Origin of the sequence: Glaciimonas soli (genome assembly GCF_009497155.1) — a bacterium.
Classification (GTDB): domain Bacteria; phylum Pseudomonadota; class Gammaproteobacteria; order Burkholderiales; family Burkholderiaceae_D; genus Glaciimonas; species Glaciimonas soli.
Map to the genome: position 1 here is coordinate 264,508 of NZ_WINI01000004.1, position 13,202 is coordinate 277,709.

The 13,202-nt window shown below is 51.3% G+C and carries 12 protein-coding genes; all 12 read right to left on the minus strand.

Annotation, left to right across the window (positions count from 1 at the left end):
- Positions 1-25: 25 nt before the first annotated feature.
- On the minus strand, positions 26-940 hold the full coding sequence (locus GEV47_RS09505) for a hydroxymethylglutaryl-CoA lyase (RefSeq protein ID WP_153234517.1): 915 nt from the start codon (positions 938-940) through the stop codon (positions 26-28).
- Positions 941-1,228: 288 nt separating this feature from the next.
- A complete protein-coding gene (locus tag GEV47_RS09510) occupies positions 1,229-2,161 on the minus strand; it encodes a 2-hydroxyacid dehydrogenase (protein ID WP_153234518.1) in 933 nt (310 codons plus the stop codon).
- 134 nt (positions 2,162-2,295) lie between these two features.
- Positions 2,296-4,290, minus strand: a complete 1,995-nt coding sequence (locus GEV47_RS09515) for an acetyl/propionyl/methylcrotonyl-CoA carboxylase subunit alpha (protein WP_153234519.1) — start codon at positions 4,288-4,290, stop codon at positions 2,296-2,298.
- Between the two features lie 150 nt (positions 4,291-4,440).
- Complete coding sequence (gene bioB, locus GEV47_RS09520) at positions 4,441-5,475, minus strand: biotin synthase BioB (protein WP_153234520.1); 1,035 nt, start codon at positions 5,473-5,475, stop codon at positions 4,441-4,443.
- Between the two features lie 2 nt (positions 5,476-5,477).
- Positions 5,478-6,215: a dethiobiotin synthase gene (gene bioD, locus GEV47_RS09525; RefSeq protein ID WP_153234521.1), complete on the minus strand. Its 738-nt coding sequence runs from the start codon at positions 6,213-6,215 to the stop codon at positions 5,478-5,480.
- Entirely contained in the window at positions 6,208-7,545 is a 1,338-nt protein-coding gene (gene bioA, locus GEV47_RS09530) for an adenosylmethionine--8-amino-7-oxononanoate transaminase (protein ID WP_228124658.1), read from the minus strand. Before bioA ends, bioD begins: the two co-directional genes overlap by 8 nt.
- 62 nt (positions 7,546-7,607) lie before the next feature.
- Positions 7,608-8,816 (minus strand): 8-amino-7-oxononanoate synthase, encoded by a 1,209-nt coding sequence (gene bioF, locus GEV47_RS09535; RefSeq protein WP_153234523.1) that lies wholly within the window; start codon positions 8,814-8,816, stop codon positions 7,608-7,610.
- The gene (locus tag GEV47_RS09540) at positions 8,809-10,056 is read right to left on the minus strand and encodes a cytochrome P450 (protein ID WP_153234524.1); all 1,248 of its coding nucleotides are present in this window, start codon (positions 10,054-10,056) and stop codon (positions 8,809-8,811) included. The genes bioF and GEV47_RS09540 overlap by 8 nt, the downstream gene beginning before the upstream one ends.
- Before the next feature lie 196 nt (positions 10,057-10,252).
- On the minus strand, positions 10,253-11,038 hold the full coding sequence (locus GEV47_RS09545) for an enoyl-CoA hydratase/isomerase family protein (protein WP_153234525.1): 786 nt from the start codon (positions 11,036-11,038) through the stop codon (positions 10,253-10,255).
- 8 nt (positions 11,039-11,046) lie between these two features.
- Complete coding sequence (locus GEV47_RS19850; protein WP_407646218.1) at positions 11,047-11,166, minus strand: DinB family protein; 120 nt, start codon at positions 11,164-11,166, stop codon at positions 11,047-11,049.
- Entirely contained in the window at positions 11,156-11,551 is a 396-nt protein-coding gene (locus GEV47_RS09550) for a DinB family protein (protein ID WP_265588503.1), read from the minus strand. Before GEV47_RS09550 ends, GEV47_RS19850 begins: the two co-directional genes overlap by 11 nt.
- Positions 11,551-13,173 (minus strand): carboxyl transferase domain-containing protein, encoded by a 1,623-nt coding sequence (locus GEV47_RS09555; RefSeq protein ID WP_153234526.1) that lies wholly within the window; start codon positions 13,171-13,173, stop codon positions 11,551-11,553. Before GEV47_RS09555 ends, GEV47_RS09550 begins: the two co-directional genes overlap by 1 nt.
- Between the last annotated feature and the right edge of the window lie 29 nt (positions 13,174-13,202).

Genomic DNA, 13,202 nt, shown 5'->3' on the forward strand with positions numbered 1-13,202 from the left:
TTCAACCAGACTAGTCCAGTCAAACTCAGTTATCTATTACGCGCTTGGCCGCAATCGCATTACCGGCACGGCTAACAGCCTTGCGCCCGAGGTGGGTTGAAATAAACTGCCCGGCATCGACCACTTTATCCAGGTCTATGCCGGTTGCGATGCCCAGCCCATTCATCATATAAAGCACATCTTCTGTGGCGACATTACCGGTTGCGCCTTTGGCATATGGACAACCGCCAAGCCCGGCGACCGAAGAGTGATAAATCGAAATGCCGACTTCCAGACTGGCATAAATATTTGCCAGAGCCTGCCCGTAAGTGTCGTGGAAATGTCCAGACAGCCGTTCGATAGGAAATTCTTGTGTCAATTTTTGCATCACCGTTTGCACCTTATTCGGTGTGCCGACGCCGATAGTATCAGCGATATCAATCTCATCGCAACCCAGATCGTGCAAACGTTTCAGTACGTCAACTACAGCAGCGACATCAACCTCGCCTTGATAGGGACAACCAAATGCGCAACTGATGCTACCGCGCAATCTTTTGCCCGCCTGCTTAGCCATTAATGCTACTTCCCGGAAACGTTCTATCGATTCGGCAATGGAACAATTAATATTTTTTTGTGAGAACGCTTCAGATGCAGAACCGAAGATCACCATCTCGTCAGCATTCGCCGCCAATGCCGCTTCCAGGCCTTTCATGTTAGGCACCAGAGCAGAATAAATTACGCCCGGCTTACGCGTAATTGCGGCCATGACTTCGCTTGATGTTGCCATCTGCGGCACCCATTTCGGCGAGACGAAAGAAGCTGCTTCGATATTAACGAAACCGGCAGCAGTCAGTTGATTGACCAGTGCAATTTTAATGTCGGCGGGAATGGTTTCTTTCTCATTTTGCAAACCATCGCGTGGGCCAACCTCAACGATTTTTACTTTGCTTGGGAGTGACATTTATTTTCCTTTTCAAAACCTATCGTGGCATGTGTAGGCTGGGCACGCTTTTACACCCATGCGTATCACCATCATTTTTATTTTTTATCTAAGTAATCAACTTGAAATTTAAAATCCATCTCCGTCATCCTCGCGAACGCGGGGATCCATTCTACGACTAACATGGATCCCCGCGTTCGCGGGAATGATGGGGATTTTTTAAAATTGTTTACACCAATTTACTTACCGCATTCAATGTTATTCCGAGTGGACACAAAAGCGCAGCCACTCTACGACGGTCTCATACCATCAATAGCCTTGCGACCTGTCCACCAAACCACTCACCGTTTCCCCACGCTGCAACGCGCGTATCTTGCCGGTGATCTGCAATACGGTTTGCTCTTCCACCGACTGCGCTGATATATGCGGTGTGATGGTGATACGCGGCTCTTTCCAAAACGGATGTGTTTCTACTAACGGCTCATGCGCAAATACATCCAGCGTCGCGCCGGCGATCTGCCCAGCTTGTATCTGCGCCAGCAAATCTTCTTCCACCAGATGCCCGCCGCGCGCCACATTAATCACATAAGCAGCATGCTGTAACTTCTGTAAATTAGCACTATTGACGATACCGCGTGTCGCCGGCGTCAACGGCAAAATACACACCAATACGCGCGTCGCCCGCAAGAATGCATCGAGCTCTGCGTCTCCGGCATAGCAATGCATGCCCGGCACAGATTTTTTAGTCCGACTCCAACCATGCAAGGGAAAATCGAAATGCGCCAACGCTTCGGCGATCCGCGAACCTAAAACACCCAGTCCGAGAATCCCAACGCTGAAATCTTTTTTATTCGGCGGTGCCAGCTGCTTCCACTCACGCCGCGCAGCTTGTTGCTGGTAAATGTCAAATTGACGGAAATAACCCAACACAGCATGCGTCACGTATTCCGCCATCGGAACCGCCATGCCGCCATCATCAATCCGAATCACCGGCACGTCTGCGGGCAAACTATCACCTAACTGCAGAATCGCATCGACACCAGCACCCAGATTAAAAATCGCCTTCAGATTACGTCGCCCGGCAAACATCTCCACTGGTGGTCGCCATGCCAAAATATAATCAGCATGGGCGTTATCGCCCGACCGCCAATGACGGCACTCAGCCTCAGGCAAAGCGGCGCTAAATTGCGCTATCCAATCTTCCATGCCGCTGCCTGATGGCGCGTGGAATAACACTTTCATAGATCACCTATGCAATCGTTTTAGGTTTGAACATACCCGAACTGATATTAAAATTACCGTCATCCCCGCGTTCGTGAGAATGACGGAATTTTTAATGTCCAAATAATTGTGCTGAACTAGTCAATCAAGCGCCTTTAGTCAACCTTAAACGCCAGCAACTGCGCCGATTCCGACACTTGATCACCCACCGCATATAACAACTCTTCCACCAAGCCATCCGCCGGTGCTGCGATGGTGTGCTCCATCTTCATCGCCTCCATAATCAACAACGGTGCGCCCTTTTTCACTTGCTCACCTTGCGTTACCAACAGCGCGACAATCTTGCCTGGCATCGGTGCAGTCAGACGACCACCGTCGCCTTCGCTTTCACCGGCATGCGCCAGCGGATCGGCATAAGCCAAGGTATGTTGATGACCTTCGGTGAAAACATGGAATAACTCACCCTCGCGCACTACCGTACCGCGCACGGTGCGGTCAGCCAGGCTGATTTCAAAGTCATGCTCGCTTTGCTTTAGCAAGGTCATCAGGCTGAAATGTTGTCCATGCTGCAGCATGTAACTGCCGTTTTGATACAAGACCGCGACTGCGCTGGTTTTTCCTTCATCAACAAACGTCAGCTGACGTTGCAAATTGCTGTTGGCGCGCCAGCCGTTGGTGTTGGCCCAAGGATCAGTGCTAGTAGTATTTTCCGAGGCTAACAATGCTGCTGTCGTCAATGCCAATACAGACATCGCAACCGGTTGCGGTGCAGGGAATAAAACATCCTGATGGCGTTCGATTAATCCCGTATCCAGATCTGCGGAAGAAAATGGCTGGCTAAGTATCAAGCGCTGCAAGAAATTGATATTGCTGGAAAGTCCGACGATTTGATACTGCGCCAATGCGCTGACCATACTTGCCAACGCCTGTTGACGATCTGGTGCCCAGACGATCAGTTTGGCAATCATCGGATCATAGAATGGCGAAATGGCGTCGCCCTCGCGTACACCAGAATCTATCCGCACGATCACATCCTTAGATGCACTGACCGCAAATTCACGCGCCAACGGCGTACGTAAATGACGCAAGGTCCCGATGGAAGGCAGGAATCCTTTTTCTGGATTTTCTGCATAAATTCGCGCTTCGATCGCGTGGCCATGCAATTGCAACTGCTCTTGTTGCAGTGGCAGTGCTTCACCAAACGCGACCCGTAATTGCCACTCCACCAAATCCAGACCAGTGATCATTTCAGTCACCGGATGCTCCACTTGCAAACGCGTGTTCATTTCCATGAAGTAGAACGAACCATCTTGATTTGCAATAAATTCCACCGTGCCGGCACCTACATAGCCAACTGCTTTTGCCGCCGCCACCGCCGCATCGCCCATCGCTTTGCGACGTTCCGCGGTCATGCCGGGCGCTGGTGCTTCTTCCAGTACTTTTTGATGACGACGCTGCACCGAGCAATCGCGTTCAAACAAATACACGCAAGCGCCATGGCTATCGGCAAAGACCTGGATTTCGATATGGCGTGGACGCGTCAGATATTTTTCGACAAGTACTTTGTCATCGCCAAAACTATTGATCGCTTCCCGTTTGCACGATGCCAGAGCAGCTTTAAAATCTGTGCTCCGTTCAACGATACGCATGCCTTTTCCGCCGCCACCGGCACTCGCTTTCAACAGCACTGGATAGGCAATTTTGTCGGCTTGCTGTTGTAAAAAATCAGCATCTTGATTGTCGCCATGATAGCCGGGTACCAAAGGCACCTCGGCTTTTTCCATCAGCGCTTTGGCGGCCGATTTGGAACCCATGGCTTGAATCGCCGTCGCTGGCGGGCCAATGAACACTAATCCTGCGGCAGCACATGCTTGCGCGAAACCGGCGTTCTCAGACAAGAAACCGTAACCCGGATGAATCGCCTGCGCGCCTGTGGCTAACGCGACTGCGATAATTTTATCGCCTAGCAGATAGCTTTCTTTCGCCGCTGCCGGGCCGATCAATACCGCCTCATCACAGACAGCAACGTGCTTGGCTTTGGCATCGGCTTCGGAGTATACCGCTACCGTTTTAATGCCCATGCGGCGCGCAGTAGCAGCAACACGACAAGCAATTTCGCCACGATTGGCGATGAGAATTTTGGTGAACATCACGTCTCCATTTATATTTTTGTTTTGGTTAAAAACAGTGTTGTATCAATACTGTTCATTCACTTTTGGCAACGAACGCATTGAAACATCTTTCATAAATCACGCCTAGGAAACTCCCTCTCCCGCCCGCGGGAGAGGTGCGTAAAACATTTACGCTTGCGTTACATCACAACGCGCATCTATCGCAGTTGAACGTGTACGCATTCCTAATTTTTCCAATAATGCACGGTCTTCTTCAACTTCCGGATTGCCAGTCGTCAGCAATTTATCGCCGTAGAAAATCGAATTAGCGCCTGCCATAAAGCACAGCGCTTGTATCGCTTCGCCCATCTGACGACGACCGGCGGACAAACGTACTCGCGCTTTTGGCATGGTGATACGTGCTACCGCTACCGTGCGGACAAACTCCAGCAGATCCAGTTTTTCTGTACCGAACAAAGGTGTGCCTTCCACTTGCACCAGATTATTGACAGGGACCGATTCCGGATACGGTGTCATGTTAGCCAGTTGCGCCACTAAACCTGCGCGCTGCAAACGTGATTCACCCATGCCGACGATACCGCCGCAACAAACTTTGATGTCAGCGCCACGCACGTTTGAAATCGTGTCGAGACGATTTTGATAATCACGGGTAGTGATGATGTCGCCATACAGTTCTGGTGCTGTGTCCAGATTGTGATTGTAGTAATCAAGACCAGCCGCTTTCAAACGCTCAGCCTGACCTTCACCCAACATACCTAGCGTTGCACAAGTTTCCAGACCCAGCGCTTTGACTTCGCGCACCATTTCTTCGACGTGCTCCAAATCACGATCTTTCGGTTCGCGCCATGCAGCCCCCATGCAGAAGCGGGTTGCGCCATGCGCTTTGGCTTCACGTGCGGCAGTTAATACCGTCTCTAATGGCAGAATTTTTTGTGCGACAACACCAGTGTCGTACCGCGCCGCCTGTGGGCAATAGCCGCAATCTTCTGGACAACCACCGGTTTTAATCGACAGCAGTGTCGCCAGTTCGACTTCGGTAGGGTCAAAATTTTCTCTATGAATTTGTTGCGCACGGAAGAGCAAATCGTTGAATGGCAAATTGAATAATTCCAGCACCTGCTCTACGCGCCATGCAGCATCGACTAGCTGAACAGGTTTTTGTTGAGCGATGCCCGGTTGAAAAGCGATAGGCTGTGAAGACATAATTAAACTTCCTTTGTATAGAGAGAATGAGTTGCTGCCTTATTAATTACAGGCCAACCCGGTAAATATGAAAAATCTAAATAAGGCGCTGCGTTTGCAGCGCTGGGCGAATCTAATCGCGGTACGCAACCCAACAACGGAGCAGGAATGCGCGACGTCAGCGCTGCGATCGTCGCATCGCTGTTGAGCATGGAGGCATCGACCGTATTGATCACCCATCCTGCCAATGGCAGGCCGCGAGCAGCAATCGCTTCGACCGTCAACAGCGCATGACTGATACAACCTAAACGCAGACCTACCACCAATACCACCGGCAAATTCAGCTGCTGCGCCATATCTGCGGTGTCATGCTCATCATTGAGCGGGACACGAAAACCGCCCACCCCTTCCACTATGACAGCATCAGCCTGGGTTGCTATCTGTTGATAGCAATGCAGAATATGTGGCAAGTCTATAACGCAATTTTCCAAGGCAGCAGCTATGTGTGGCGCGGTTGGCTGTTGCAACAGATAGGGCGTGGTCAATGCAACCGGTAAAGCCACACTGGCTTGTGCCGCCAATGCATCAGCGTCGTCGTTATGCCAGACGCCGCCGCGATTCTCTGCGCCTGCAGCAACTGGCTTCATGCCTGCGCTGCGCACGCCGGTTTGCGTCAGCGCATACAACAAGCTACTGGCGATCAGGGTTTTGCCGATTTCCGTGTCAGTGCCAGCAACGAAATAAGAACAATGATTATGCATTATCAATCACACTTTCAAACACGGCAGCGGTACGAGCTGCCAGATCATCACATTCTGCATCGTCGAGAATATACGGTGGCATCAAATACACCGTACGACCTATCGGACGCAACAGTAATTCGTGTTCCAGTGCCTTGCTAAAAAAGCGCCGCGAAAACGTCGTGGCAGCGGCGTCGCTCATCACACCATCAAACGCCCAGATCATGCCGCGTTGTCGAAAGTGCTGGACTTGTTGATGCTGTGCTAACGGTTGCAATGCCGCCGTAATGCGTTGCGCTTTGCGTCGATTCGCATTAAGCACGTCGTCCTGGTCAAAAATATCCAAAGTCGCCAGCGCCGCACGACAAGCCAAGGGATTGCCGGTATAAGAATGCGAATGCAAAAATCCCCGGCGCACATCGGTATCGTAAAACGCTTGATAAATCTCGTCACGCGTCATCACCAGCGACAGCGGTAAGTAACCTCCGCTAATGCCTTTCGAGAGGCACACAAAATCCGGCCAGATAGCCTGACCATCAGACGATGCAGCTTGCTCCGACGCAAAAAAAGTCCCGGTCCGGCCGCAACCAACGGCGATTTCATCAAAAATCAAATGGATTTGATAACGATCACATAAGGCGCGCACTTCGGCTAAATACACCGGATCATGCATCGCCATGCCGGTAGCACATTGCACCAAAGGTTCGATGATAAGCGCGGCAATATGAGAGCCGCGCTGCTGCAATAACATTTCCAATGCATGCGCTGCGCGAAGCGCCACGTCAGCCGCAGTTTCTCCCTTTTGTGCGCCGCGCGCATCGGGCGACATCACCACATGCGCCCGATTGGCAGACAACATCGGACCATATGCATCGCGGAACAAAGATACATCGGTGACGGCGAGTGCGCCTATAGTTTCGCCGTGATAGCTACCTTGCAAGCAAACGAATTCCTGCTTGCTGCTGTGGCCCAAATTGCGCCAGGCATGGAAGCTCATCTTCAAGGCGATTTCCACCGCCGAAGCGCCATCAGAAGCGTAAAAACAATGGCCTAAAACATTACCTGTAAGCGCGGATAATCTTTCCGACAATTGAATTACCGGTTCATGCGTAAAGCCAGCCAACATCGCATGCTCGAGTTTGTCCAACTGATCTTTTAAGGCTGCATTAATGCGTGGATTGGCATGCCCAAACAGATTGACCCACCATGAACTGATGGCATCCAGATAACGCTTACCATCGGCATCGTATAACCACGCGCCGCGACCATGCGTCACCGGAATCAGCGGTACTGATTCATGGTGCTGCATTTGCGTGCAGGGATGCCAGACGCTTTGCAGACTGCGTTGCATCAGTTGCTGGCTGTTTGTTGGTGTGCTTGTATTCAAATTGCTCTCAATTATTTCTTTACTATTCATTTCAACATTTCATCATCCTCGCCAGAGCGGGAGTCCGGAATGATATTTTTGGCCACATTTTTCAACGCCGCAATTAACTGTTCGACTTGTTCTTCACTATGCGCAGCGCTCAACGAAATCCGTAACCGCGCGGTACCTTTTGGCACTGTCGGTGGCCGTATTGCAGGCACCCAAATACCTTGTTCATATAGGGCTGCCATTAAGTCTAATGCCAGCTGATTATCTTCCACGATCAAGGCTTGTATCGCCGTTTGCGATGGCAATAAACGCCACGGCAAATCTGCCAAGCCTTGTTGTAATTGTTGTATCCGCTCTTGTAAGTGCTGTTGTCGCCAGTATTCAGTTTCAAATATTTTCAGCGTTGCCAATAAAGCACTTGCCAACATCGGTGGACTAGCGGTGGTAAAAACATAGGTACGTGCGCGTTGCATTAACCAGGTAATCAGCGTTGCATCACCGGCGACAAATGCCCCCGCTACACCAGCCGCTTTGCCGAACGTACCCATATACAAAACGCGTGGCGATGCCAAACCAAAATGCGCCAGACTGCCGCGCCCTTGCGGACCCAACACGCCAAAACCGTGTGCATCATCGACCAGCAACCACGCGTCATATTCTTCACACAACGCCAGCAATTCCGGCAGACGAGCGATGTCCCCATCCATGCTGAATACACCATCGGTGATGATCAGTTTGCGTGGGCTTGTGTTTTTGGCCAGTAGCTGCTTTAGTCGCGTTATATCGTTGTGTGGGTAGATGCGAAATTCAGCGCCGGACAGTCGTGCGCCATCGATCAGACAAGCGTGATTTAAACGGTCGCAAAACACCGTATCGCCAGCACCGACCAAAGCCGGAATGATGCCCATATTGGCCATATAGCCATTGGAAAAATGCAGCGCACGCGGCATGCCAACAAATGCGGCTAACGCCACTTCCAACTCTTCCATTACACGGCTGTGACCACTGACCAGCGCCGAGGATGCTGCACCAACGCCGTAACGGTCTATGCCTTCATGTGCGGCGGCGATTAACGCAGGATGATTGGCGAGGCCGAGATAATCGTTGCTGGCAAATGCCAAAAACGGTTTGCCGTCGACGGTCATGACCGGCCCTTGCGGCCCATCAACGATACGCCGTTGGCGCAACAGCTTTTGCTCTTGCAACGCCAGCAGCTGAGTACTGATATCGTCCACTAAATCAGGCATACGCGGCCTCAGTTGGCGATGATGACGATGTCGCGGCAGCAGTGAAATGCAACGGCAAGGCATTCAAACTGCGATAGACCGCGTTCTGCCCCCATGACTGGGTATCGGATGGATTAGCGAGCGTCAAACCGGGCATGCGTCGCATCACGCTGCGCATGGCGATCTCGGCTTCCATATACGTCAGTGTCGCGCCGATACACACATGCGGGCCATAGCCAAAGGATAAATGCGCGCCTTGATTACGATGAATATCCAGCGCATCCGGATCCGTAAATTTGGCAGGATCACGATTCGCAGCGCCGATCAAAGGAATCACCAGATCGCCTTTTTTCATCGTTTTCCCGTGCATTTCCACATCGACTTTGAGGCGACGCCCGCTGTATTGGACGGGACTATCAAAGCGCAATAATTCTTTTAGCGCAGATGGCAACAATGCCGGGTTGTTCTGCAGCGCCTGCCATTGCTGCGGATGCTGCAGCAATGCCAACATGCCATTGCCAAGTAAGTTACGGGTAGTTTCGTGACCAGCGAATAGCAAGGTGCAGCACTGCGCCAATAATTCTTTGGTGGTGATGATGCCGCCGCTGGCTTCGGCAATGACGAGCTGACTGATCAAGTCTTCACCGAGGTGCAAACGACGCTGCGCTAATATGCCGCGGAAATATTCATTCATCGCAATCAGACTGGTTTGTGCACGACGCGCAATGTCTATCGTCGGTGTCGGACTGCCTATAAAATCAGCAATATCGTCTGACCAGGCAACAAATTCGCTGCGATCTGCACCATCTATGCCTAACATCTCGGCAATCACCAAAGCTGGCAATGGCCGTGCAAACGCGGACATAAAATCAAACTGCGCATTAGCCGGAATTTGATCTAATAGACCATCTACCAGCTGTTGAATTTTCGGTGCCAGCGTATGTAATGCGGATGGCTTGAATCCGGCGTTCATCACTTGCCGCAAACGCGTATGTTGAGGCGCATCAACAAATAATAACGAGCGCGAAAATATCCGCTTGAATTCACGCAATTCCTGCATCGCTTGCGGTCCGCTGCTGTTGGCCCAGCCACCGGCTCGACGCACCGAGAAGCGCGGATCGCGCAAGACACTGGCGACGTCAGCGTACTCCGTTAACAACCAGGCTCCACCGCAAAATTCTTCGTTCCAATGCAATGGCCCCGCTTCTCGCATGGCCTGATAGGTCGGATATGGGTTGTTGTGAAATGCGCTATTGATCATTAACTTACTTTTTAATTGCGTTTTTAAAAACATGCTGCTGGTGAAGATAACCGAACCCGAGATTGTAGCTGGATTAAGGCTTATTCATACGCAGGTCGGAAAAGCGTAACGCGTTCCGACACTGCTATATATCAACTTTCATCGCTGTCATTTGAAGCGCATGTAGGAAGGCGCTATGCTTTTCCGACATGCATTCTCAAACCAACCATGATGGTTTGCGCTTTTCTAAAAATGCCTTCACGCCTTCACGCCCTTGTTCTGAAGCCCGGCTGCGCGCTATACCTTCGACCGTGGAGGCAATCAATGCATCCGTCAGCGGTTGCCCGGCCACATCTCGCACTAGGCGTTTTGCATCGGTAACAGCATGCGGGCTGGCGGCAAGCAGGTTTTTTAATAAAACGTCAACGCTCTCATCCAACGCTTCAGCCGCCACCACTTCGTGTACTAACCCTATGCGTTGCGCAGTCGCCGCAGTAAACCGTTCAGCAGTAATGAAATAACGCTTGGCAGCGGACTCACCAATGGCTTTGATGACATACGGTGAAATGGTCGCCGGAATCAAACCTATCCTTACTTCTGACAAACAGAAATGCGCTGCTTCAACTGCTACCACGATATCGCAAGCTGCAATCAAGCCCAGACCGCCGGCATAGCAATCACCCTGCACTCGTGCGATAACCGGTTTGGGGCAGTGATAGATGGTTTTCAACATCGTCGCCAATTGTCCGGCATCGGCACGATTTTGTTCTGGCGTGTAATCCGCCATCGCCTTCATCCAGTTTAGATCACCACCGGCACAGAATGCCGCGCCATTTGCAGCCAGGACAATGGCGCGTATTTCAGGCGCGGCGCTCAACTCGGTAAAAGCACGTGTGATTTCAGCAATAGTGTCCGCGTTGAATGCGTTACGAACATCCGGCCGATTGAGTGTGATGGTGGCAGTTTGCGCTTGCTGCTCTATCAATAAAGTCTGGTATGTCATCTGCTGTATCACTTCGCCATCTCCCCACGAACAAAATAAATTAAATCGATTTCCGGGCAGTCATAACCCATGCTGGTTAACGCGGCGCTGAGTTGACCGCGATGATGTGTGCCGTGATTAAAAATCATGACCTAGCGTAGCTGTAAATGGCGAGCTGACGGCTACGCCATCAGCGCGTTTGTAATACAACAAACTATCGTATCGTTGTGGCGGCATCTCGCTCAAAAATTGCTGCCAGGGTTGTACCGCGTCGCGTAGTCTTGCATCTAGTGCGGGTCGATCTGTTTCAACCTCTGTATTGAGCGCCAGCGACAACGCTGGTGCGCCACTGAAACGTGCATACCAATGCAGATCGCCAACCAGCATGTGATTCAGCGTGCCGTGTATCGACTTGAAGAACAAACCACAATCTTTGCGATAATCTGCTTCATTAATAGTCGCGATCTGTTGCAGGATTTTGTCGGTCGCCCAGAGATGATAACGCGCCAGAGTGTTGAAATAATCTCGCATCATTACATCCGGAACACGCCAAACTTGGTCTCATCTATGGGCGCGTTCAACGCTGCACTCAAACCCAGACCCAGCACCATGCGGGTATCCGCAGGATCAATCACACCGTCATCCCACAGACGTGCGGAAGCGTAATAAGGATGACCTTGATGTTCATATTGCTCACGAATCGGGGCTTTGAATGCGGCTTCCTCTTCGGCGCTCCACTGCCCGCCTTTGGCCTCAATACCATCGCGCTTGACGGTAGCCAGTACCCCTGCGGCCTGATCGCCACCCATCACGGAGATACGGGCATTTGGCCACATCCACAAGAAGCGCGGTGAAAAAGCACGGCCACACATGCCGTAATTTCCGGCACCGAAACTGCCGCCGATGATGACCGTCAATTTTGGAACAGAAGTGGTGGCAACCGCCGTCACCATCTTGGCACCATTGCGGGCGATGCCTTCATTTTCATATTTTCGGCCAACCATGAAACCGGTGATATTCTGCAAAAACACCAGCGGAATTTTACGTTGCGAGCACAGCTCGATGAAGTGCGTGCCTTTTAAGGCCGCCTCCGAAAACAAAATTCCGTTGTTGGCGATAATACCGACTGGCATACCGTAAATGTGAGCAAATCCGCAAATCAAGGTGGTGCCATAACGCGCTTTGAATTCGTCGAATTCACTGCCATCGACCACGCGAGCAATCACTTCACGCACATCAAATGGTTTACGCGTATCGACCGGAATCACGCCATACAATTCGCCGGCGGGATATTTGGGCTCGACCACCGGGCGCAATACCATCTGTTGCGGCTTTTGACGATTCAGATTAGAGACAATGGTGCGTGCCAATGACAGCGCGTGCATATCGTTTTGCGCCAGATGATCGGCAACGCCGGACAATCGTGTATGCACATCAGCGCCGCCGAGATCTTCGGCGCTGACAACTTCACCTGTGGCCGCTTTTACCAATGGCGGTCCAGCCAGGAAAATCGTCCCTTGATTTTTGACGATAATGGATTCATCGCTCATCGCCGGCACATAAGCACCGCCGGCGGTGCAAGAACCCATCACGACCGCAATTTGCGGTACGCCTTTGGCAGACAATTGCGCCTGATTGTAGAAAATGCGGCCAAAGTGATCGCGATCAGGGAAAACATCATCTTGATTTGGCAAATTGGCGCCACCACTATCCACCAAATAAATACAAGGCAGATTATTTTGCTCAGCAATTTCTTGTGCACGTAAATGCTTTTTGACGGTCAACGGATAATAAGTGCCGCCTTTGACGGTTGCGTCGTTACAGACGATCACGCATTCTTGTCCGGCGACTTTGCCGATACCGGTGATCACACCGGCAGCAGGTGCGGCATCGCTGCCGTCTTTATCTTTGTAGACGTGATACGCCGCCAATTGCGAAAATTCCAAAAACGGTGTGCCGGGATCTAGCAGCATTTGTACCCGATCGCGCGGCAATAATTTGCCGCGAGCGACGTGTTTGTTGCGCGCAGTTTCACCACCACCTTCGGCAATCTTTGCGACTTTTAACCGTAAATCATCCACCAACAGGCGTAAGGCCAAAGCGTTTTGCTGAAAATCTTCACTACGTGTGTTTAACTTGCTTTCTAATTGCGGCATTGTGTATCTCTCTCTTTGTTCATTTTTAT